This window comes from Acidobacteriota bacterium (assembly GCA_028875575.1).
GTDB lineage: Bacteria > Acidobacteriota > Terriglobia > Versatilivoradales > Versatilivoraceae > Versatilivorator.
This window is the reverse complement of record JAPPDF010000089.1, coordinates 18,979-42,047: the sequence shown is the minus strand read 5'-3', so window position 1 is coordinate 42,047 and position 23,069 is coordinate 18,979. Positions and strand designations below refer to the sequence as shown.

20 protein-coding genes and 1 tRNA gene are annotated in these 23,069 nt (G+C 61.4%); 19 read left to right on the top strand and 2 right to left on the bottom strand.

Annotated features, from left to right (window positions below):
* Positions 1-37: 37 nt before the first annotated feature.
* Positions 38-1,441, bottom strand: coding sequence for an L-seryl-tRNA(Sec) selenium transferase (gene selA, locus OXI69_14630; GenBank protein MDE2667377.1), 1,404 nt, complete (start codon positions 1,439-1,441; stop codon positions 38-40).
* 571 nt (positions 1,442-2,012) lie between these two features.
* Between selA and purH the strand changes: the two genes are divergently transcribed.
* The 14 genes from purH (at position 2,013) to OXI69_14560 (ending at position 15,555) form a co-directional block, all read left to right on the top strand.
* The gene (purH, locus tag OXI69_14625) at positions 2,013-3,581 is read left to right on the top strand and encodes a bifunctional phosphoribosylaminoimidazolecarboxamide formyltransferase/IMP cyclohydrolase (protein ID MDE2667376.1); all 1,569 of its coding nucleotides are present in this window, start codon (positions 2,013-2,015) and stop codon (positions 3,579-3,581) included.
* Between the two features lie 144 nt (positions 3,582-3,725).
* A complete protein-coding gene (locus OXI69_14620; GenBank protein ID MDE2667375.1) occupies positions 3,726-5,801 on the top strand; it encodes a tetratricopeptide repeat protein in 2,076 nt (691 codons plus the stop codon).
* Between the two features lie 75 nt (positions 5,802-5,876).
* Positions 5,877-6,788 carry a 4-(cytidine 5'-diphospho)-2-C-methyl-D-erythritol kinase gene (gene ispE / locus OXI69_14615; protein MDE2667374.1) on the top strand — a complete coding sequence of 304 codons (912 nt, stop codon included), beginning with the start codon at positions 5,877-5,879 and terminating at the stop codon, positions 6,786-6,788.
* Positions 6,789-6,863: transfer RNA gene (locus tag OXI69_14610), tRNA-Gln, on the top strand.
* 78 nt (positions 6,864-6,941) lie between these two features.
* Entirely contained in the window at positions 6,942-7,871 is a 930-nt protein-coding gene (locus OXI69_14605) for a ribose-phosphate pyrophosphokinase (protein ID MDE2667373.1), read from the top strand.
* Positions 7,872-7,961: 90 nt separating this feature from the next.
* A complete protein-coding gene (locus OXI69_14600) occupies positions 7,962-8,630 on the top strand; it encodes a 50S ribosomal protein L25 (GenBank protein MDE2667372.1) in 669 nt (222 codons plus the stop codon).
* Positions 8,631-9,063: 433 nt separating this feature from the next.
* On the top strand, positions 9,064-9,633 hold the full coding sequence (gene pth / locus OXI69_14595; protein ID MDE2667371.1) for an aminoacyl-tRNA hydrolase: 570 nt from the start codon (positions 9,064-9,066) through the stop codon (positions 9,631-9,633).
* A gap of 61 nt (positions 9,634-9,694) precedes the next feature.
* Positions 9,695-10,078, top strand: coding sequence for a 30S ribosomal protein S6 (rpsF, locus tag OXI69_14590; GenBank protein MDE2667370.1), 384 nt, complete (start codon positions 9,695-9,697; stop codon positions 10,076-10,078).
* Positions 10,079-10,128: 50 nt separating this feature from the next.
* Positions 10,129-10,404, top strand: a complete 276-nt coding sequence (rpsR, locus tag OXI69_14585) for a 30S ribosomal protein S18 (protein MDE2667369.1) — start codon at positions 10,129-10,131, stop codon at positions 10,402-10,404.
* Positions 10,405-10,471: 67 nt separating this feature from the next.
* Positions 10,472-10,918, top strand: a complete 447-nt coding sequence (rplI, locus tag OXI69_14580; protein ID MDE2667368.1) for a 50S ribosomal protein L9 — start codon at positions 10,472-10,474, stop codon at positions 10,916-10,918.
* Between the two features lie 92 nt (positions 10,919-11,010).
* Positions 11,011-12,351: a replicative DNA helicase gene (gene dnaB / locus OXI69_14575; protein MDE2667367.1), complete on the top strand. Its 1,341-nt coding sequence runs from the start codon at positions 11,011-11,013 to the stop codon at positions 12,349-12,351.
* A gap of 154 nt (positions 12,352-12,505) precedes the next feature.
* A complete protein-coding gene (gene alr / locus OXI69_14570) occupies positions 12,506-13,624 on the top strand; it encodes an alanine racemase (GenBank protein ID MDE2667366.1) in 1,119 nt (372 codons plus the stop codon).
* Positions 13,625-13,779: 155 nt separating this feature from the next.
* A complete protein-coding gene (locus OXI69_14565; protein MDE2667365.1) occupies positions 13,780-14,727 on the top strand; it encodes an SMP-30/gluconolactonase/LRE family protein in 948 nt (315 codons plus the stop codon).
* Positions 14,728-14,757: 30 nt separating this feature from the next.
* On the top strand, positions 14,758-15,555 hold the full coding sequence (locus OXI69_14560; GenBank protein MDE2667364.1) for a carbon-nitrogen hydrolase family protein: 798 nt from the start codon (positions 14,758-14,760) through the stop codon (positions 15,553-15,555).
* Positions 15,556-15,561: 6 nt separating this feature from the next.
* On the opposite strand, the gene OXI69_14555 is transcribed toward OXI69_14560, so the two are convergent.
* Entirely contained in the window at positions 15,562-16,266 is a 705-nt protein-coding gene (locus OXI69_14555; GenBank protein MDE2667363.1) for an RraA family protein, read from the bottom strand.
* Between the two features lie 384 nt (positions 16,267-16,650).
* Here OXI69_14555 and OXI69_14550 point away from each other — a divergent pair, with 384 nt between their 5' ends.
* The 5 genes from OXI69_14550 (at position 16,651) to OXI69_14530 (ending at position 23,036) form a co-directional block, all read left to right on the top strand.
* A complete protein-coding gene (locus OXI69_14550) occupies positions 16,651-17,109 on the top strand; it encodes a ferritin-like domain-containing protein (protein ID MDE2667362.1) in 459 nt (152 codons plus the stop codon).
* Between the two features lie 216 nt (positions 17,110-17,325).
* Positions 17,326-17,817, top strand: a complete 492-nt coding sequence (locus tag OXI69_14545; GenBank protein MDE2667361.1) for a DinB family protein — start codon at positions 17,326-17,328, stop codon at positions 17,815-17,817.
* An 857-nt stretch (positions 17,818-18,674) separates the two neighbouring features.
* Positions 18,675-18,935 (top strand): FeoA family protein, encoded by a 261-nt coding sequence (locus OXI69_14540; protein ID MDE2667360.1) that lies wholly within the window; start codon positions 18,675-18,677, stop codon positions 18,933-18,935.
* Positions 18,928-20,838, top strand: a complete 1,911-nt coding sequence (locus OXI69_14535; GenBank protein MDE2667359.1) for a ferrous iron transporter B — start codon at positions 18,928-18,930, stop codon at positions 20,836-20,838. Before OXI69_14540 ends, OXI69_14535 begins: the two co-directional genes overlap by 8 nt.
* 263 nt (positions 20,839-21,101) lie before the next feature.
* Positions 21,102-23,036 carry a propionyl-CoA synthetase gene (locus OXI69_14530; protein MDE2667358.1) on the top strand — a complete coding sequence of 645 codons (1,935 nt, stop codon included), beginning with the start codon at positions 21,102-21,104 and terminating at the stop codon, positions 23,034-23,036.
* Positions 23,037-23,069: the final 33 nt, after the last annotated feature.

Genomic DNA, 23,069 nt, shown 5'->3' with positions numbered 1-23,069 from the left:
GGGTGAATGATGCAGCTTTGGGGCGGGCGGGGATGACCTACCTGTCTATCCGGCTCAGGATATCGACCAGCAGGGCATCGTCGGCAGGGAAGACGGTTCTCAGATCCAGCAGGACGGCTTCCCGGTCCAGCCGCGCCAGCACGGGCGGGTCCGAACGCCTCAACCGTGACTCCAGCCCGGCAGCCGAGGTTCCGGGTGTACGCAGCCGGAGCAGCCAGGTTGGCAGGCTCTGGGAGGGTGTGGACCCTCCTCCGATAACGGAGACGCCCTCGACCGCCTCCACTGTCAGGTCGGTTCGAAGCCCGGACAGGCGAACCGCCAGGTCGCTCGCCCGCTCCCGCAGACGGCCGGCATCCGTCCGAATCATCCGCACCACTGGGATCTCCAACTCCTCCCGGCGGGTCAGGTAGGCAATCAATGTGGACTCCAGGACCGCCAGGGCCAGCTTGTCCACACGCAGGGCCCTGAAGAGGGGATTTTGCCGGATTCTCTGCACATGGCGGGAGCTTCCGGCGATGATGCCGGCCTGGGAACCACCCAGCAGCTTGTCTCCGCTGAAGCAGACCACATCGGCACCTCGGGAGAGGCTCTCCCGAGGATGGGGCTCGGCCTCGATCCGCTCGGCCTCGAGGTCGATCAGGCAGCCGCTGCCGAGGTCCTCCACCAGAGGCACGGACCTGGAGGCGCAGAGGGCTGACAGCTCCTCCAGGCTCGGTTTGGAGGTGAAGCCCGAGATCTTGAAGTTGCTGGGATGCACCCGGAGAACCAGCCTGGTCTTGTCGCTGAAACCCTGCCGGTAGTCGCCGAGATGGGTCTTATTGGTGGTGCCGACCTCCTTCAGTCGGGCGCCGCTCTTGCGCAGGATGTCGGGAACCCGGAAGGAATCGCCGATCTCGATCATCTCCCCCCGGGAAATCAGGACCTCGCCCCCCTCGGCCAGGGAGTTGAGAATGAGAAACACGGCCGCCGCGTTGTTGTTGACCACCAGTGCCCGAGGGCAATTCAGAATCGTTTCCAGGAGACGGCCGGCAATGACGTCTCGCTTGCCTCGGCTGCCGCGGGCCAGGTCGAATTCAAGGTTGGAGTAGTTGGAGGCGACTTCTTCCAGTTGCCTGCGGGCGGCATCTCCCACCGGCGCCCGTCCCAGGTTGGTGTGCAGAATAACGCCGGTGGCGTTGATGACCTTCTTCAGGCTGGGGCAGGCCCAGGCGCGAAACTCCTGATACAGGGTCTCCTGGATGCGTTTCTCCAGTTCCGGGGCCGGCCACTCCCTTTCGGGACTCTCCGCCAGATCCCGGCGCAGGTTCTCCAGGACCCTGCGGACCAGGAAGGTGACGAAGGGGCGGCTGGTGCGGCTGACGAGGTCCGCTGCCTGGGGACTGTCGACAATCCTGTCCACTGCCGGAATCAGGCGGTATACGGGCGAAGAGGTTCGAGCCATGACTGGTCTAGGATACCTAGTGAAGTTTGAAGTGTGAAGTTTGAAGGAGGAAGTTTGAAGGATGAAGGATGAAGTTCGAAGGATGAAGGAGGAAGTTTGAAGTGTGAAGGAGGAAGGGTGGAGGGTGGAGAGCGATCCGGTTTACGGGTTTGCAATTGTCCATCGATTTATGGCGGGCGAACAATATCCAGTATGAGCCATAAGACAGCATTCGGTGCTTTCTTGCTCCCAAGACTCTCTACCAACCACACTTCACTTCGAGCAGTGAGGGTGATTTTGTTAACGCATTGAGCATAGTGTTGATCGTGGTGCAAACGTTCAACGAGTTCTCTGAAGTCTCAGAGATGATTGCTTCCAGCCTGGCGCAGAGCCCGTAAATCGACTCCAAAACCCTTCCCCCTTCAAACTTCACCCTTCATCCTTCAAACTTCACCCTTCATCCTTCAAACTTCACCCTTCATCCTTCAAACTTCCTCCTTCAAACTTCATCCTTCATCATCCTTGCGGACCGGTGGCTTCCAGACTATGATGGCGCTTCTTGTGGACAATTGAACCAAGGGGAGGGTCTGACTTGAGTCGCCGAGTGCTTGTGAGCGTCTCCGACAAGGAGGGTCTGGAGGACTTCGTCAAGGGTCTGTTGCGCCTGGACTACGAAATTGTCTCTACGGGAGGAACGGCCCGGTTTCTGCGGGAGAGCGGGGCGCGGGTCACCGAGGTGTCCGAAGTGACGGGATTCCCGGAGATCCTGGGGGGGCGAGTCAAGACGCTGCACCCCAAGATCCACGGGGGCCTGCTGGGGATCAGGCAAGACCAGGAGCACCGGCGGCAGATGCGGGAGCAGGCCATCCATCCCATCGACATGCTCGTGGTCAACCTCTATCCCTTCCAGCAGACCGTCGCCAAGCCTGGAGTTACTCTGGAGGAGGCTATCGAACAGATCGACATCGGCGGGCCCGCCATGGTGCGCTCGGCAGCCAAGAACTTCAGGGACGTGGCCGTGGTGGTTCGAAAAGAGGACTACGGCTGGATTCTTCAGGAGCTCGAGGCCCAAGGAGGAGCGCTGACCCTGGAGTCCAGGTTCCGTCTGGCCCAGCAGGCCTTCAGCCTGACCGCCCGTTACGACACGGCAATCTCGAGCCATCTCTCGCGCATGGAAGCCTCTGACGGAGCCATTCAACCAGGTCCGGGCACGTTTCCGAGCCGGTTGAGCATTGACCTGGAAAAGGTGATGGACCTGCGCTACGGCGAGAATCCCCATCAGCAGGCGGCCTTCTATCGAGAGCTGGCTGGTGGGGCCAATCTGCTGCCCGACAGCGTCCAGTTGCAGGGCAAGGAGCTGTCGTTCAACAACCTGCTGGATCTCAACGCGGCCTACCAGTTGTCGGCTGAATTCGCGCTCGCCTGCGCGGTCATCATCAAGCACAACAACCCCTGCGGCGTGGCCGTATCCCGGGTCGGCCAGGCCGACGCCTATCTCAAGGCCCGCCAATGCGATCCCGTATCGGCATTCGGCTCTGTCCTGGGATTCAATCGGACGGTCGACTCCGAGACGGCCCAGGCTATCGCCTCGACCTTTGTGGAAGCGGTGATCGCTCCGGGCTACCAACCCGAGGCCCTCGAGCGGCTGAGCGCCAGGAAGAACCTGCGGCTGCTTCGACATGGGGCAGAGAGGAACTCTGCTTCACGCTGGGACTACAAGAGAGTTGAAGGCGGCCTGCTGGTGCAGGAAGTGGATCGAGCGACGGAGGATGAGGAGGGATGGAAGGTGGCTACCGACCGCTCCCCCGCGCCCGAGGAGTGGGAGGCCCTCCGATTTGCCTGGATCGTAGGCAAGCACATCAAGTCCAACGCGATCGTCTATACCAGCTCCGATCGGACCGTGGGGATCGGCGTGGGACAGATGAGTCGGGTGGATTCCGCCCGGTTGGCCATTTCCAAGGCACTGTCGCCCCTGGAGGGCTGTGTCATGGCCTCCGACGCCTTTTTCCCCTTTCGGGACGGGATCGACATTGCAGCCGAGGCCGGCATCCGGGCCGTCATCCAGCCCGGCGGATCGGTCAGAGACGGCGAAGTCATCCAGGCAGCCAATGAGAACCGGATGGCCATGGTATTGACCGGGAGGCGCCACTTCCGCCATTAGACCGACACGGGAATCCCTCACGGAATTCCCTGAGAATTACCGGGTATTTCGGTGAACCGGTCGCTCCCGCCAACGGCGGCGGGAGTTTGACGGGGTCCATGCCGCATGAGATAATTCCGAAGGGTTAGGAAGTCGAGGAAACGGATGAACCATTCAAGGCCGGGTTTCATGAAGAAGAGCCTGCTGACCGCACTGGCGGTCTTCTGGGCGGCTGCGGCTCAGGCCCAGGGGGACACCACACCGGTCGGCCAGGCGGAAGCGCAGCCGGTGAATCGATCGGCCGCCTACTACCACTTCAGCCTGGGGCGTCTCCTCGAGGAAAGCGGGAGCTTCTTCAAGGCCGAGGCGGAGTATCTGAAAGCGCTGCGCCACGATCCTCAATCCTCCCAGCTCCATACGGAAGTTGCCAGCGCCTACCTTAGAAACAACCGTATCCTGGAAGCCATTCAGCAATTCGAAACGGCAGCCCGCATCGACCCGGACAACTTGCGCGCCCGCAAGCGCCTGGGAGCCATCTATTACGAGCTGCTGGCCAGCGAAAGAAGGGGTCACCGAATCTCCTCCGGCGACACCTTGAGCAAGGCAATCCGCGAGTATGAGGCCATTGGGCGACTGGACCCTCAGGACGGCGACTCGCTGCTGGTGCTGGGTCGCCTCTACGGTCAGTCCGGGCGCTCCCGGGAAGCCATCGCCACCCTGGAGAAGCATCTGGAAGCGGCTCCCTCCTCCGAAGAGGCCCTGAGCATGCTCGCCGAGCTCTATCGCAGCCAGGACGAGCTCAAGAAAGCCGTCGAATATCAGGAACGAGCCGTCGGGATCAACTCCGGTTCTCCCGTGCTACTTCGAGGATTGGGATTGGTTTATGAGCAATCCGGTAATTTCAAGAAGGCGGCCGAGACCTATCGCAAAGGCATGAACGTCGAGGCCGCCAATGTGACCCTGGTGACCCTGCTGCGCAGGGACCTTGCTCGCGCCCTGATCCTCGACGGACAGATCGACCCCGCCGAGAAGGAATACCGCAAGATCCTGGAAGTCGATCCGGACGATGGGGAGGCTCACCTGGGTCTTGGGAGGGTCAGTCGCACCCGCCACCGCTACCAGGAGGCCCTGGAGCATCTGAAGAAAGCCGATGCCTCGCTCCAGAACAACGTGGAAGTCATCTTCGAATTGGCCAGGCTTTACAACGATCTGGGCCGGTTTGAGGAAGCGGAGGCGGGTTTTGAAAAGATGCTGAGTCTGTTCCGAGATCCGGGCGACAACTTCGGTGCCGTGCGCAACCGCAGCATCTCGCTGACCCATCTCGGCCTGGCGGCTCAGGAGTTGGGAAATTTCGACAAGGCAGCCGGTCATTTTCAGGAGTTGCAACGGCTTGGGGAAACCTATATCGGCCATGATCGGGAAAACCTGAAGGTGCTGGGCAAGGAAAACAGGCACCGGGCCAGGGTCTTGCTGATTGGACTCCATCGAGCAGCCAGGCAGGTTCCGCGAGCTCTGGCCGTCTGCACGGCCGCCAAGGAGCAGAGCGCGAATCGAGCCGTCAGTGCCCTTTGCGCCGACGTGCTGGCGGAGAGTGGAGAACCCGAACAGGCTTTGCGGAAACTGGAAGAGATGCTCAAGGGTAACAAGGAAGACCTGGAGATATACCACTACATCCTGCAGGTCTACCAGAGAGAAAAGCGATTCAAGGAAGCCGAAAAAAGGCTCTACGAAGCCGAAAAATATTTCGAGCACGAAAAGTCCTTTTACTTCATGCTGGGAGCCCTGCAGGAGCGTCAGAAGGAATACGACAAGGCGGCGGCGACTTTCAGAAAGGTCATCGCCCTGGACCCGAAGCATGCGTCCGCCTTGAATTACCTGGGCTATATGTGGGCCGACCTGGGCGTCAACCTGAACGAGGCGCTGGAACTGATCAAGCAGGCGGTGGCCTTGGATCCCAACAACGGCGCCTATCTGGATAGCCTGGGTTGGGTCTATTTCAAAATGGACCGCATCGAGGAGGCGGAGCGCTACCTGGTGAGCGCCTTGGATCGGGTTCGCCGGGATCCCACTATTCACGACCACATGGGAGACCTGTACTACCGGAAAGGGAAATACCGGCAAGCTCGCTCGTCCTGGCAGCACTCGGTGGCCTACGGGCAGGACGAGGAGGAGACCCGGAAGGTCAGGAAGAAGATGGCGGATCTGGACACCAAGCTGGCCTTGTCCGCCGAAGATGAGTAGGCGGCGGATTCGACCCAGAAAGCCCAATCTCGACGGATTGGGCTTTTTTGTGTCCGTGCTGTTGGAAACTCAACCATGAAACCGGAGCGAATCAAGCTGCGCAGCTACGCCAAGGTGAACCTGGGACTCCATATCCTGGGAAAACGAGAGGACGGCTATCATGAGATTCGCACCATCCTTCAAACCGTCGGTCTGCATGACACGCTGGAAATTCGTCGCACCCAAGGTCAAGGAGTATCCTTCCATTGCGACCGGGACGAGTTGAACACTGGTGACAATCTGGTGGTTCGAGCCATGGAAGCCGTTTGCCGCCATGCGGGGCTGGAGGCGGGGCTGGAGGCTCGCCTGGAAAAGAGGATTCCCCTGGGCGCCGGCCTCGGCGGGGGAAGCAGCAATGCCGCCGCTGCCGTTATGGGATTGGACGAGCTGCTGGGGTTGAGGATGTCCCGCCAGGATCGGTTTGAGATCGGGGGTGCATTGGGGTCGGACGTCCCCTTCTTCTTTGTGGGTGGACAGGCGCTCGGAGTGGGCCGAGGCTCCGAAGTCTATCCGTTGGAGGACACGGTTCCCTGCCACGTTCTGATCGTCGTCCCGCCCCGGCCGATGCATACCGCCGATGCCTATCGGAGGGCGAGTTTGCGGTTGACAACCCCTGTGAACAAAAGTAAGATTCCGCTCTTCTGTCCAGCCTATTTGGACGCGTTGGAGTCAGGGGATGGGCTGGAGAACCACTTCGAAACGGTGGTTTTCAGGGATCAGCCTGACCTGAAGCGCCTGAAGCAGAGGCTCCTCCAGTGGGGCGCCAGGAAAGCCGGCCTCACCGGGAGCGGTTCGGCGCTGGTAGGCCTATTTGACGAAAAAGGAGCACTGACACAAGCTCATGCAGCCCTCCGGGCCGTGAATGTTCGCATCCTGGCGACTCGAACCCTGCCCCGGGACCAATATCGGCACTCCCTTGTCGAATGTCTCCAGCGGGCCATCGGATAATGGGGCGTCGTCAAGTGGTAAGACACGGGTCTTTGGAACCCGCATTCGGAGGTTCGAATCCTCCCGCCCCAGCCAACTGTTTCCCCGATACATCGACTATTGACGGGCCCCTGAAATTCAAGATTCAGAGGTGAAGGTCTCTTGACTAACGGCATGAAGATCTTTACGGGAACCGCCCATCGGGCCTTGGCCGAAGAGATCTGTCAATCGCTGAATGTCCCCTTGGGCGAGGCATCCGTTTCCAGATTCAGCGACGGTGAGGGGTACTTTCAGATTCTGGAGAACGTGCGGGGCGAAGACGTCTTCGTGATTCAGCCGACCTGTCGTCCGGTAGACCGGAGCCTGATGGAGTTGCTGCTGATGATCGATGCCTTCAAGAGAGCCTCCGCCAGGCGGATCACGGCGGTCCTGCCCTATTTCGGGTATGCCCGCCAGGACCGAAAGGACAAGCCGCGAGTTCCCATTTCAGCCAAGCTGGTGGCCGACCTTCTGTCGACAGCCGGGGCCAGTCGGGCTCTTACCATGGATCTGCACGTGCCTCAGATTCAGGGGTTTTTCGACATTCCGGTGGATCACCTCTACGCTGCGCCGGTAATGATGGGGTACTTTCAGAAGTTGCACCTGCCCGACCTGGTGGTGGTCTCTCCGGATGCCGGGGGCACGGAAAGAGCCCGGGCTTACGCCAAGAAGCTGCACGCCAGTCTGGCCGTCATCGACAAGCGCCGCGTCAAGCCCAACGAGGCGGCAGTGGTCAATATCGTCGGCGAGGTGGAGGGCAGGACGGCGCTCATCGTGGATGATCTGGTGGATACGGCCGGCACCCTGGTCAAGTCGGCCGAGGCGCTGGCCAAGCAGGGAGCCACCCGGGTCTACGCCTGCTGCACCCACCCGGTCCTCTCCGGTCCGGCCACCCAGAGAATCGCCGGGTCCAGCTTGACCGAGTTGGTAGTGACCAATACGATCCCCTTGTCGCCCGGGGCCTCCCAGTGCCGGGACATTCGAGTCCTGAGCGTAGCCGGCCTTTTGGGCAAGGCCATCCAGTCCATTCATGAAGAGAGTTCCGTCAGTTCGCTGTTCATCTAGCGAAGCGGTGCCTCGAACTGACAAGCAGGAAAAAGGTTCCCGACAAGGGGCACGAAGAATCATGAAGAGACCGATTATAGAGAGTTACCGATGAAATCAATCCAAGTGTCAGCCGAAGTCCGATCCAGTTTTGGAAAGAACGCCGCGCGCCAGGTGCGAATGCGGGGCAGGATTCCTGCCGTGCTCTACGGCCAGCAGGAAGCGGCGCTCTCCTTGACTGTGGATCCCAAGGATCTTTTGGCCATCCTGCACTCGGCAGCGGGACACAATACAATCCTGTCGCTTGACGTCAAGGATCAGGGATCAACCAGCGTCATCCTGAAAGAGTGGCAGTTGGATCCAATCAAGGAGACCCTGCTGCACGCCGACTTTTTGCGAATCGCGATGGACAACGCCTTGCAGGTCAGTGTGCCGGTACTGCCGTTGGGTATGGCCAAGGGGGTCAAGGATCAGGGAGGCATCTTCGAGTTTGTCCTCAGGCAGCTTGAAGTGGAGTGCCTGCCGGCGGACATCCCGGAGCACATCACGGCCGATATCTCCGATCTCGAGATCGGCTCCAACCTGAGAGTGGCCGACCTGACCGTGAGTCCCAAGGTGAAGGTCTTGTCCGATCTCGATCTGGTGGTGGCGCACGTGGTTACGCCGAAGGAAGAGGCGGTCGAGGCCGAAGAGGTCGCCGAGCCGGGACTTGAGGAGGAAGAGGAACCGGAAGTGATCCGGAAGGGCAAGGGCGAGTCGGAAGAGGGTAGTGAAGGGTGAAGTTTGAAGTGAGAAATTTGAAGTTTGAAGGAGGAAGTTTGAAGTTTGAAGGAGGAAGTTTGAAGTGTGAAGGATGAAGGGTGAAGTTTGAAGGAGGAAGGGTTTTGGAGATGATTTCCATGCTCTGGGCCAAGTTGGAAGTAATCATCTCTGAGACTTCAGAGAACTCGTTGAACGTTAGCACCGCGATCAGCACTATGCTCAATGCATCAACAAAATCACTCTCACTGCTCGAAGCGAAGGGTGGTTGGTGGAGAGTTTTGGGAGCAAGAAAGCACCGAATGCTTTCCTAAGGCTCGTACCGGAAATTGATCGCCTGCCATAAATCGATGGACAATTCCAAACCCGTAAACCGAATCACTCTCCACACTTCTCACTTCAAACTTCCTCCTTCAAACTTCAAACTTCTCACTTCAAACTTCACACTTCAACCATGAAGCTCGTGGTCGGTCTCGGCAATCCCGGGCCGCGTTATGCTCACACGCCCCACAACGCGGGTTTCGCCGTGGTCGACCAGCTTGCCTCGCAGGGAGGCGGTGGCTGGAAGCCCGACCCCTGTCTGGCTCGGGTGGCCACCTTCGGTTTGTCCGGGACTTCCCTATTGCTGGCCAAGCCCCAGACCTACATGAACCTGAGCGGCCGCGCGGTCAGCCTGCTTCTGTCCGAGTATCGGCTGTCCCTTGACGACCTGATCGTAATCTGCGATGATTTGGCGCTCGCCCTTGGGCGGATTCGGATTCGAGCCAGGGGCGGTGACGGAGGCCACAACGGCCTCAAGTCCATCATGGAGGTCCTGGGCACACGCGAATTTACCAGGCTTCGCTTGGGTGTGGCTCCGGAGGCGGAGATTGCGGATGCCGCTGAATTTGTTTTGACTCCGGTGCCTCCGGACCGTGCCGCGGCGTTTCGGCAGATGATTCGGAAGGGTGCCGAGGCCGTGGAGGCGATCTGCCTGGCCGGGGTTGACGATGCCATGAACCGGTATAACCCGGGGGAGGGCTAGCCGTTCCCAGCCGAGTGTTTTCGGCGGTAGGGATGGCGGAGATTATTGGGAACAGGGATTCATGAGACGTTACGAAGTCATGTTCATCGTGCACCCTTCCTCCAATGAGGAAGGGATCGACCGGATCACGGGCCAGATGGAGGAAGTGGTCCGGAGCTACGACGGCGAGGTGCACGCTGTCGACCGATTGGGCAAGAAGAAGCTGGCCTATGAGATTCAGGATCTGCACGAAGGAATCTACATGCTGCTCACCATTGGCGCCGGCGGGGATTGTATCAAGGAGTTGGAGCGGCGCTTGAGGGTCAACGACCGGGTCTTGCGCTATATCACGGTGAGAGTGGATGAACATCTGAAGAAGGCGGAAAAGGTCAAGGCGGCCCGCCTCGCGAAGAAGGCCCGCCGCAATCGTGGAACCGAGCCCGAGGCGGTTGCTCCCGCCATTTAGCCGGCAAACAGCAATCCGCCCCCTCGGACATACATCAAGGAGCCGTTGCAATGCCCCCAAGTCGGAGTTCCGGACGCTCGGGCGCAAAGCCGAGAAGAGGCCGCAGGCGACACTTCGTCCGGCGGAAAAAGGTGTGTCGGTTTTGCGCCGAGAAGATCGACTATATCGACTACAAGGACACCCGTTTGCTTTCCGCCTTCATCCCGGAACGGGGCAAGATCCTGCCCCGGAGAATTTCCGGAACCTGCGCGCCCTGCCAACGTAAGCTCATGGAGGCTCTCAAGCGAGCCCGCAATATTGCCCTGCTTCCCTTTGCCGCTGGGTAGGCAGAAAACTTGAAGGGGTTTTTGCCTCTTCTCACCGGCCGGCTCGATCGCCCGGAGTTAGCACGCCATGGACGTGGTCCTGAGAGAACGAATCGAGAAGCTCGGAGATCGCGGCGAGGTAGTCGCCGTCAAGCCCGGCTATGCTCGCAACTACCTGTTGCCCAAGCGAAAGGCTGTTCTGGCCACCCCCCACAACGTACGCCAGGTGGAACAGGAAAAGGCCGCGGCCGTCCGCCGCGAAGCCATCGAGAAGAACGAGTCCGAGATGCTGGCACAGCAAATTGCCGAGGTTTCTCTCCAGTTTACCCGCAAGGTCGGAGAGCAGGACGTTCTCTACGGCTCGGTGACTTCGCTGGAAATCGCCGAGTCGCTGCACGAAAGAGGCTTTGAGATCGACCGCCGCAAGATCGACCTGGAGGAGCCCCTCAAGTCTCTGGGCGGGCACAACGTGCCCATCAAACTCCACAGAGAAGTGACTGCAGTCGTCAGCGTCGAAGTGCTCCGGGAAGAGTAGTCTATCCGCCTGCCCGGCACATTGTTCCGACCGCGTTCCTGCCCGGGAATCCTCCCCGGAAGGCCATCCCCGTTTATCCGCGAGCCGTACCCATGCCTGCCGACGCCGTGCCGGAAAAAGGACTTCCCCAGAATATCGAGGCCGAGCGCTGTGTTCTGGGAGCCATCCTGCTGGACAACCAACTCGTCAACCAGGCAGTCGAACTTCTGAGTCACGAGGACTTTTATCTCAGCAGCCACCGGGTTCTCTTTCAGCAAATGGAGTCGCTGCTCGAGAGCTCCAAGGCTATTGACCTGGTAACCCTGGCCAATGCCGTTGACGGTGTCGGACAGTTGGAAGCCATTGGCGGTCGTTCCTTCATATCTTCCCTGATTGACGAAGTCCCCCGCCTGACCAACCTGGAGCATTACGCCCGCATCGTGCAGGAGAAATCCACCCTGCGCAGCCTGATCAAGCGGTCCAACGAGATCATCTCCACCTGCTACGAACAGCAGGATCAGGTGGAGAACGTGCTCGACAACGCCGAGAAGGCGATCTTCGAAATCGCCGAATCGAGGATTGGGACCGGCTTTGTCAGTCTGGGCCAACTGGCCAAGACCAGCTTCCAGAAGATCGAAGCCGCCGCCGGTCAACGCCAGATGGTGACCGGAATCGCCTCGGGTTTCACCCGGCTCGACGAGCTGACCTCCGGATTCCAGTCCTCCGATCTGGTGGTATTGGCGGCCAGGCCTGCCATGGGCAAGACGTCTCTGGCCCTCAACATTGCCAGCCACGCTGCCCTGAAATCCGAGAAAAGCGTCGGGATATTCAGCCTGGAGATGGCGGCCGATCAATTGCTGTTGCGAATTCTCTGCTCGGAAGCCCGAATCGATGCCCATAAGCTGCGCACCGGATTCCTGACCAAGGAAGATTGGGACAAGATTGCCGGCACGATGGGTGAATTTTCCTCATCTCGAATCTTTATCGATGACACCGCGAGCATCGGCCTGCTGGAGATGGGGGCCAAGGCCCGGCGTCTCCAGGCCGAGAGGGGGTTGGACCTGCTGATCGTGGACTATCTGCAGTTGGTTTCGGGAGGCGGAGGGCGAAATGACAATCGCCAACAGGAAATCTCGAACATCTCGCGGGGTCTGAAGGCACTGGCCAAGGAGCTGAACATTCCGGTGATCGCCCTCTCCCAGCTCAGCCGCGCCCCGGAGCAGCGAACCGAGAGCCACGAACCGAGGCTCTCGGACTTGAGAGAATCGGGCTCCATCGAGCAGGACGCCGACCTGGTGACCTTCATATTCCGCGAGGAAATGTACAAGCAGACCGATCAAAACAAGGGGGTTGCCGATTTGATCATCGGCAAGCAACGCAACGGTCCCACCGGAAGGCTGAAACTGGCCTTTCTGCGAGAATTCACCCGCTTCGAAAACCTTTGGGAGGAGTAGTCCGGGGACAATCCCGCGCTCCCCCACCGTAGGGGCAACCCTTGTGGTTGCCCTCTGTTCGCGTTCGCCCGGTTACCCCCGAATTGGGCACCCACAAGGGGTGCCCCTACGGTCCCACATGGAATCCGGGCGTGATTCGGGCACCGTGACGCCAATGAATCGAACGGGCAGACCTACCTGGGTAGAGGTCGACCTGGCGGCCGTCCGGGCCAACCTCCGGGCCCTGAGCGATTTTCTTGGCGAGGGCGTTGGCGTCATTGCCGTGGTGAAAGCCGACGCCTACGGTCACGGGGCGGTGCCGGTGGCGCGCTGTCTGGAAGAGACGGGGGCCGACGCCCTGGCCGTGGCCATTCTGGAGGAGGCCCTGGAGTTGAGGCGGGCGGGTATCGGACTGCCCATCCTCATCCTGAACGGGTTCTGGCCGGGAGAGGAGGCCGAGATCATACGCCGGGACCTGACGCCGGCGGTTTATGACGAAGGCATGGTGGTGCGCCTGGCCCTTGAGGCTCGCCGCCTGAAGACCCCGGCTGGCTACGCCGTCAAGATCGATACCGGGATGACCCGCCTGGGTATTCCCTTCGAGCAGGCGGGCGAGGTGGTTCGCCGCTGCCTGGATAGGGAGTGGGTCCGCTGCCAGGGTCTCTACACCCATTTCAGTTCGGCCGATGAGCCCGGCCGTCCGGCCACTCGTCGACAGATCGGCCGGTTCAGCCAGGTGCTGGCGGAGCTGCCCTCCCAGAAAGCGGCGGGATTCCGCAATCACATGGCAAACAGCGCCGGCATTCTCGGTTTTCGCGAGGCCTGGTGCGATGCGGTCCGTCCCGGGCTGATGCTCTATGGGATCAATCCATTGAGTCGGCCGGCTCCACTGACCTTGAGTCCGGCGCTGAGCTTCAAGACCTCGATCGTCCAGATCAAGACGGTGAAGGCCGGGGCCGAGGTCGGATATGGCGGCGACTACGTGGTTTCGAGAAGCACCCGGATCGGCATCCTCCCAGTGGGCTATGCGGATGGAGTCAACCGGCTGCTGGCCCCCAACGGGAGGGTCCTGCTGCGCGGCCGCCGTATTCCCTTTGCGGGCAGGATCAGCATGGATCTTACAGCGGTGGATATCGGGTCGGCTCCGGAGGCCGGCGTGGGAGATGAGGTCTGCCTGATCGGTCGCCAGGGAAGCGAGGAGATCACAGTCGGGGAGTTCGCCGCCGCCTGCTCCACCATCCCCTACGAGGCGCTGTGCCGGATCGGTCCAAGGGTTCCGAGGATCTACCGGTAGCCGTCTTCCCGGGCCCTCCGGGGAGAAGTTTGGATTGTCATTGCCCGGGTGGCGTCCCATAATTGTGGCCTTTGGCTTCGGCTGGCGGCCGGATCACGATGGCAGCCGATCCAGACCGGCATCGGTTGGGCGCCGGCCGGAATTCAGGAGGTGTCATGTCTGAAAATCCTTCTCCCCGTCCCCGGGAGTCGGGCTGGGTGGCGGCCAGCTCCAAGTTGACTTCGGCGGCCGTCATTGCGTTCACCGAGGGCCCGGCCGCGGATGCCGAGGGCAACGTCTTCTTCAGCGATATCGCCAACAACCGCATCATGAAGCTTTCCGCCGCCGGGGTTCTCTCGGTCTTTCGGGAGGACAGCGGTCGCACCAACGGCAACATGTTCGATCGGCAGGGCCGCCTGGTGAGCTGCGAAGGGAGTGAATCAGGCCCGGGGGGACGGCGGCGGTTGGTGCGGACGGATATGGAAAGCGGCGAGATCGAGGTGTTGACCGACCGCTTCGAGGGTCGGCGTTACAACAGTCCCAACGACCTCGTGATTGACGGTCGGGGCCGGATCTACTTTACCGATCCCTGCTATGGCGACCGATCCATCATGGAGATGCAGGAAGAAGGGGTCTATCGGATCGACCTCGACGGCTCAGTGGCTCGGGTGCTGCAGCAACCGGCCATACAGCGTCCCAACGGAATCACCCTCTCACCTGACGATGGGACGCTCTACGTGGTGGACAGCAACCATCAGCCCGGCGGCAACCGCAAGATCTGGGCCTTCGACATTCAGGACGACGATGGGCTGGCCAATCAGAGGGTGGTCTACGATTTCTCCCCGGGTCGGGGCGCGGACGGGGTTCGCGTGGATGCCCAGGGGAATCTCTGGGCCGCGGCCGGGATCAAGATGCCCAGGGGGGTGGGAGAAACCGGCTTGAATCCGCCAGGGATCTATGTGGTGAGCCCGACGGGTGAGCTGCTCGGCTTTATCGACGTTCCCGAAGACCTCATCACCAACATCACCTTTGGCGGCCCCGGCAAGCGCACAGCCTATATTACCGCTGGAAAGACGCTGTTCAAGATCGATCTCAGCGTCGCCGGCCATACGGTTTACCCCTGACCGGGCTGCAGATGGAGCGGGAGGAAAGCAGTGAGCAAGATCAAGGTGGGCGCGGCCCAGATTCCCCAGACCACCGACGTGGAGGTCAATACGGCCAAGGCGCTTGAGACCATGGAGAAGGCTGCTCGGGAAGGGGTGGATCTGCTCTGTCTCCCCGAGACGCATCTCTCCGGTTACCGGGTGGGTCTTCTGGCTTCCGAAGCCGCCTGTCCCGCCCAGGCTCTGGAAAAGGCGCTGGAGAAGATTGCCGGAGGTTGCCGCCGACTGAACATGGGCGTGATCGTGGGCACCGAGACGCCCAACGGGTCCGCCAAGCCCTTCAACAGCGCCGTGATCCTGGACCGGGAGGGGAAGACCCTGGCGGTCCATCACAAGAGCCGGCTAACCCCCAAGGACGCCGAAGGCTACTCCCCCGGGACAGGCCCCACCCTGTTTTATTTTGACGACATCTGCATGGGGATCGTCATCTGCTTCGAAGGCTTCCGGTTCCCCGAAAACGTTCGGGAGCTGGCCAAGGCCGGCGCCACCGTCGTATTTCACCCTCAGTTCAACCACCTGTACAGCGACATGGCCTGGAAACGGCCCATTCAGGAGGCCCTGCTGATGGCCCGAGCCGGCGAGAACACCATCTACTTCGTTTCCGCCAACATGTGCCATGCCAACAATAACTGCCGCTCCTTTATCATCGGACCTGACGGGCTGGTGATTCAAGCCTCGGAGCTGGGCCAAGAAGTGCTGCTGGCGGCCGAGTTGGATACCGATCGCGCCACCCACGCCTTCCTCAAGCAGGATCCCGTCACCATGATGAAAGCCCTGGCCGAGATGTAGCCGGGCTCACCGCTTGCCGAACCCGTATTCCTCCAGCAACTCGCTCACCTTTTGGCGCTTGGCCCGGGGACTGAGGTCGGCCTGGCGCATGAAGCGGTGGGCATCCTGCTCGAAGGATCGCATCCGGATGGCCATGGCCGGGAGCCGGTCCAGGCAGGCGGAGGGGATTCGAATCACGCCCTCATCGTTGGCGTGGAGGACGTCGCCGGTGCGGATGGCGATGCCTCCGACCTCTATGGGCTGGTTGATGCGGCCGTAGTTGAGGGCGCAGTGGTGGATGGTCCTGCCCTTGCAGTAGGCGGCGAATGGGATGCTCATCAGTCCGGCCACGTCCCTGACGCCGCCGTCGGTGACCGCCCCGATGCAGCCGGCGGCGGCCAGCGTCTTGGCCATCCCGTCTCCCAGCACGCATTCATGGTCGGGTCGGGAGCCCACCGTCTTTACCACCCAGATCACCGGCTCAGCGATCTGGCAGATCTGGTCCAGTTGACGCAGGTAGGGCTCGGGCGTTGCCTGGTTGTGGGGGGTGCTGCTGTCGAGCTCGCAGGTCACGGCAACACCCACCGTCGGTCCGAGGGAGGGCGTGACCGACTGGATGGAGCCGCCCATGTAGTACTCGTGGGGTGGAGTGGGATCGATGTAGCCGATGGTGTTGGCGATCAGGGCGGTGTCGAATTCACAGAGTTCATGCAGCAAGCTGGTCAAGGACATGAGTAGTGTTCCGGTTTCCGAATATGACACTCCGCCGGCTGGCAGGCCGCGGTCCCGGACAGTCGTCCCGGAGATAGTGAATCTACTCTCAAAATGGAGGTGGCGCAAGGACGGTTCTGCCGTCCCTGCAGTGACCTGCCAGGAACCGGTCCTGCTGCAGGCGAAATTGAAATTGACATTCAAATTCTTTTAAGTGTAATGTTTTCAACAATTTAGGGGTTGACATCCCATGGTATTCCGGATAGGCTGAACTCGACTGGCGGCAGATCCGGTTAACCCTAGAACCCAGGCTGCACATCTCACGACCGACTCGAAGCCGTCGAGGCAACCGGAAGCCCAACTGCAGCCGGGCAGTCCGGAAATCCAATGAGAGGGACCTCAACCATGGCAAATCACCACAAACTGATCGAAATCCTCAACCAGGCCGTTTCGCTGGAGTACACGGCCATAGTCCAATACAACCAGCACAGCATGCTCCTGACGGGACCGGACAAGGAGGTGTTCGAAGAGCTTTTCTCCAAGCAGGCGGAGGAAGCCCTCACCCATGCCAAGACCTGGGGGGAGAAGATCGTCTATCTGGGCGGTGTCCCGACCGTCGAGTTGGGAGAGATCCACCAGTCCACCGACCTGACCGAGATGCTGGAGATGGACCTGGAGCTGGAAACCCGAGCCGTGGAAGCCTACAGCCTGGCCAGGGACGTCTGTGACCACGTGCCCACGGCCTACCTGCTGGAAGACCAGATCATTGCCGAGCAGGACGACGTGGAGCGGCTGGCCAAGATTCTGGGCCAGGTCAGGGTTGCCCGGGGTGGGGTGAGGGCTCCATCGGCACAGGCGGTTTGACCGGCCGGATCGGAATGCAAGATTTACACCAACCGACGCTTTTCCGCTTCCGGTCGCGACTTTGCCCGGTGCCGACCTTCCTGCAGGCCATGGCCCTCAACCGGTCGTGGCCGCCCCCGGGGCCTGCTACGGGTTGAGGCTCGCCCTTCCCGGCCTTGCCGATAAGTTGGGCGAAGACCCCGTCCCTTCTACCTCCCTACGCGGCAGGAGAGCCCGATGATTCAGCATGTGATCTACCTCTATAAATTCAATCTCGGCGTGTCCGCCAGGCTGGTCGGGGATCTGACCCCGCGGCAGATGGTGGAGCAGCCGGCCGGTGTGGTCAACCATCCCGCCTGGTCGCTCGGCCACTTGGCCATGACCGCCAACCGCCTGGCAGGAATGTTCGGCCTCGAGTCACAGGCTCCCGAGGGATGGCCGCAGATCTTCGCCACCGGCGGAGTTCCCTCGGGAGACCCCTCCCTCTATCCCTCCAAGGAGGAGCTGCTTTCCTTCCTAACCGCGCAGCATGAGCGCGTTAGCGCCGCCGTGCTCAAAGCCGACCCGGACTGGTTTACCACCCCACTTGCCGACGAACGACGACGCAAATTCTTCCCCACGGTAGGCGACATGGTGACGATGATGATGACCTCGCACGAGATGAACCACCTGGGACAGATATCGGCCTGGCGCCGAGCCATGGGGCTGGGACCACCCCCCAGGCCGTAGCTGCACCCCACATTCTCGACGTGGTGTTCGCCCCCTCCGCCTCGACTGCGGGCTGAGACTCCTAAGTGGCGACCCTGCTAATTCCGTCCCCCCCACCGGTTCGACTGCGGGCACGCCCTTGTCTCACCGACTCCCCCTCCAGGGGGGAGTGCTTGAGGCCTGCCACAACCTCCCTGCCCAATGCCCGGGCGAGAGTAGGGGACCTTGTCCAATGGGCTGACGCCCACGGCTCGACTGGAATCTCCGAACTGCCACCCGGGGAATGATTCCAATAAATAAGCACGCTTCCCCTTGCAGTGTTGTGGGTTTGGGGAGAGCTGCGAATGCTGCGGTTGACGTGGGTTACCCGGCGAGACGCCACCTACGGACCATCCTTATAGAGCTGCGTAGCTGCGGCTCAGGGTCGCCTGCGGGGTGAGCCCGGAGAATCCTGGAGAGGTCGCGTTTGGCAGCGAAATCGGCGTTCTCCTTGCGGCGGAGGCGGCAGCCCGGGGTCGTTTCGGTTCTGCGCCAACCTAGCCGCGAATGCGGCGAATAGAAAGCACCCGTCCCCGAACGCAATGCCTCTGTAAGAAAAAACTCTAAACCCCTGCACTGACGCAGCCGAGTAGGCGGCGATTTGGTCGCATCCTCCCGAAACGCATAACCCGTCCAAACTGGTACCAAGCACGTACCAGCCGAAAGCCCGTCGAGAGTCGTGGTTTGCAAAACCACGGTGAAGCGTGGGGGAAACGCTTTTCGGTGTAGAATGGCCCTGGCTTGCCGGACGGATCCTGGCGCCAGCGGCGCCGGGCAGGTTGCAATTCCCGGGAGTCAGGGCACAGCTATACTGGGTACGGTTGAGGTTGACGAGAGAAATGCCGGATAGGAGACTTTCAGACTTAAGGCAGGGAGATGAAGGCGTTCTGGATCGCCTGGAGGTCGCGGCGGATGTGGCGCAGCGGCTGATGGAACTGGGGTTTCTGGCCGGCGTTCGGGTGAGCGCCGCGCGGCCGGCGCCCGGCGGAGACCCCATGATCTTCCGGGTCGACGGCTCGGAGGTCGCACTCAGACGCGCTACAGCTCAGTGCTTGATATTGAGCGATTCCGATCAGGCAGAAAAGGGGGACAGTGTCTGATCTTCAGGCCGCTTCGGCTGCCAAATCTCCATCCGCCGAACCTGAGTCCTCCGGCCTCTATTCCCTGGTCGCTGTGGTCGGCGCTCCCAATTCCGGAAAGACCACGCTCTTCAACCGGCTCACCGGACTCCGACAGAAGGTGGCCAACTATCCGGGAGTCACGGTAGAAAAGCGGTTGGGCAAGGTCAGGATGGACGAAGGCCGGGAGATCACCCTGGTGGATCTGCCGGGCATATACAGCCTCGCGGCCAGATCGGAAGACGAACGGGTGGCCCGAGGGATGTTGCTTGGCGAGATACCGGGCCTGCCGGCTCCCGACGCCATCCTGCTGGTGGTCGATTCCACCAATCTGAATCGCAACCTGAGCCTGGCAGCCCCCATCCTGGCTCTGGGACTCCCCACTCTGATCGTCCTGAACATGTCCGACGACCTGCGCAGCCGGGGCGGCCGGGTGGACGGGGAGCGCCTGTCCGAGCGTTTGGGGGTTCCGGTGGCCCAGATCAGCGCCGCCAAAGGGGAAGGGTTGGAGGGCGTCCAAGCCTTTCTGTCCGGTCACTCCGACGCCCCCCGGCGGCTGGAGTTGCCGGTAATTCAGGATATCGGGAGCTGCCGCAGTTGGGCGGCCCAGGCCGCCGGCCAGTCGGGTTATCACGCGCCCGCCGCCGCCGTCTGGACCCGGCGCCTCGACTCGGTGCTTCTGCACCCCTTGGCGGGGCCGCTGATTTTTCTGGTGGTAGTGGTGGCCGTTTTTCAAAGCCTCTTCACGCTTGCGGAGCCCCTGATGGACGGCACCGAGGAGGTCATAGCCGTCTCGGGTCAGTGGATGGGAAACCTGCTGCCCGATTCCTGGTTCCGCGACCTGGTCCTGGAGGGGGTTTGGGCCGGGGTCGGCTCCGTCCTGGTGTTCCTCCCCCAGATCCTTTTTCTGTTTCTTCTGATCGGCCTCATGGAGGATTCAGGCTACCTGGCTCGGGCTGCCGTGATCGCCGACCGCACCATGGCTCGGGTCGGCCTGCAGGGCAAGGCCTTCATCCCCCTGCTGTCCGCATACGCCTGCGCCATCCCGGCCATCATGTCCACTCGCACCATCGAGAGCCGGCGGGAGAGGCTGGCCACCATACTGATCGCCCCTTTCATGACCTGCTCGGCCAGGCTGCCGGTCTATGTCCTGGTGATCGCTGCCTTCCTGCCCGAAAAACCCCTGCTGGGGCCCTTGCTGGGCACCCGGGCCGCTGCCATGATGGGGCTCTACCTGCTGGGGTTCCTGGCTGCCTACGCCACCGCCCGCCTGCTGAAATCCACCCTCCTGAAGCGGGAGAGCCCCCTGCCTTTCACCCTGGAGCTTCCTCCCTACCGCTGGCCGACCCTGCAGTCCATCGGCCTGCGTCTGGCGGACCGTTCTCTCATATTTCTCAAGCGCGCCGGCACCGTGATCCTGCTGGTGGCGGTGGTGCTCTGGTTTTTGGCCAGTGTGCCTCGCACCGACGGTCAGCCGCCGGAGATTTCCCAGAGTCTGGCCGGCAGTATCGGAAAGGCGGTCGAGCCGGCCATCGAGCCCCTGGGATTCAACTGGAAGATCGGCATCGGGTTGATCACCTCTCTGGCGGCGCGCGAAGTGATCGTGGGCACCCTGGGAACCATTTACGGTATCGAGGGGGCAGAGGAAGAAGGAGACGAAGGCTCACCGGGTTTGCAGCAGGCCCTGAAGCAGGATCTGACCCCGGGGGGAGCGGTGGCGCTGCTGATCTTTTTCGCCTTTGCCCTCCAGTGCATGTCCACGGTGGCCGTGGTTCGGAGGGAGGCCGGGGGGTGGAGCCTGGCCCTGCTGCAATTCGCCTACATGTTGGTTCTTGCCTATATGGGCGCCTGGCTGGGGAAGACCCTGGTGGAAATCTGGATTTGATCCGGTTCGCGGAAAGCGCGGTCTCAAACCGACAGGCAAGGAATTGTTGATTGTTGCGCCTTTTGAAAAATTCGGCAGCGGGACGTTTGCCGGGAATGGCCACAAGGGGCACAAAAATATAATCTGTGAATTTTGTGCTTTTTGTGGCTAGACAGCATTTTCATTAGGTCGCACCCGAAACTGAAAAAGGCAGTGTTGATTGGGGACTAAGGACTACTCGTCTGGGCTAAAATCCCAAATCCACGTCAACTGACTCGACTGTCATTGTCGTTTCGCCCCAAGAAATCGATCCAGGACAGAAAGCCATGGAAACATCCTACGAAACCGTCCACCGCCGTTCCCTGGAGGAGTCGGAAGCTTTCTGGGCCGAGGCGGCCGAGGCTGTGCACTGGGACCGCAAGTGGGACCGTGTCCTGGATGTCTCCCGAGGGCAGTTCGTCCACTGGTTCAAGGGCGGCAGGGTCAACACCTGCTACAACGCCGTGGACCGGCAGGTGGAGAGTGGGCGGGCGGCGCAGGTCGCCCTGATCTACGACAGCCCCGTCACCGGGATCGTCCGCCAAATTTCCTATCGTGAACTTCAACAGGAGGTCTCACGCTTCGCCGGAGCGCTGCGTGCCGCCGGCCTGGAAAAGGGGGACCGGCTGATCGTCTACATGCCCATGATCCCCGAAGCGGTGGTTGCCATGCTGGCCTGTGCCCGCATCGGCGTGGTGCACTCGGTCGTCTTCGGCGGCTTCGCCTCCCAGGAACTTGCCATACGGATCGACGATGCCCGCCCCAAGGCTATCGTGACCGCTTCCTGCGGGATCGAGGTGCAGCAGGTAATTCCCTACAAGCCCCTGCTGGACGAGGCTATAGACCTTGCCGAGCACAAGCCGTCGGTATGCGTGGTCTACCAGAGGCCGCAGGCGCTGGCATCGCTCCTTCCGGGACGAGACCGGGACTGGCAGGAAATGATGGCGTCTGCCGATCCGGTGGACTGCCTGTCACTGGAGGCGACCGACCCCCTTTACATTCTCTACACGTCAGGGACAACCGGGAAGCCCAAGGGTGTGGTGCGAGACAACGGGGGACACGCGGTGGCCTTGAGGTGGAGCCTTGAAAACATCTATGACGTGCAGGCGGGGGACGTCTTCTGGGCGGCTTCCGACATCGGTTGGGCGGTGGGGCATTCCTATACGGTTTACGGTCCCCTGATGCACGGCTGCACCAGCGTGCTCTACGAGGGAAAGCCGGTGGGGACGCCTGACGCGGGAGCCTTCTGGCGGGTGGTGTCGCAGCACGGGGTGAATGTTCTGTTCACGGCCCCGACCGCGTTCCGGGCCATCAAGAAGGAAGATCCGGAGGGGGAGCACCTCAAGGACCACGACGTCTCCTGCCTGCGCTATCTCTTCCTGGCCGGTGAGCGGCTGGATCCGGACACCTTTCACTGGGCCGGGCGCCTGCTGGGGATCCCGGTCATCGACCACTGGTGGCAGACCGAGAGCGGCTGGCCGATGGCCGCCAACTGCATGGGGCTCTCCCCCCATCCGCTCAAGGCAGGCTCGGCCGGTAAGCCCGTTCCCAGCTACGACATCCAGGTGCTTGACGGCGAGGGCCGGGTTCTGGGACCCGGAGAGGAAGGACTGATCGCCGTCAAGCTCCCGTTGCCCCCAGGCTGCCTGCCGACCCTGTGGAACGACGACCGGCGCTTTCTGGAGTCCTATCTCAGCCGTTTCCCCGGCTACTACTTTACGGCCGACGGCGGCTTCAAGGACGAGGACGGATACCTCTTCGTCATGGGGCGGGTGGACGACGTCATCAACGTTGCCGGCCACCGCTTCTCCACCGGCAGAATGGAGGAGGTGGTCTCCGGTCATCCCGACGTGGCCGAGTGCGCCGTAGTCGGAGCCCGGGACGAGCTCAAGGGGCAGATCCCCATGGGATTCGTGGTGCTCAAGGCCGGCGTGGAGCGCCAGTGGGGTGCCATCGAAGCGGAGATCATCCGGGAAGTCCGGTCGGACATCGGAGCCGTGGCCAGCTTCAAGAAAGCGCTGCTGGTCAAGCGTCTACCCAAGACCCGCTCCGGCAAGGTCCTGCGCCGGACCCTTCGGGACCTGGCCGACGGCCGGGATTACGCCATTCCTTCCACTATCGACGATCCTGCCATTCTTGGAGAAATCGAGGGCGTGCTGCAGGACTACCGAAGTTCCTGAGACTCCGGGAGTGCTCACTCCCGAGGCGCGAAG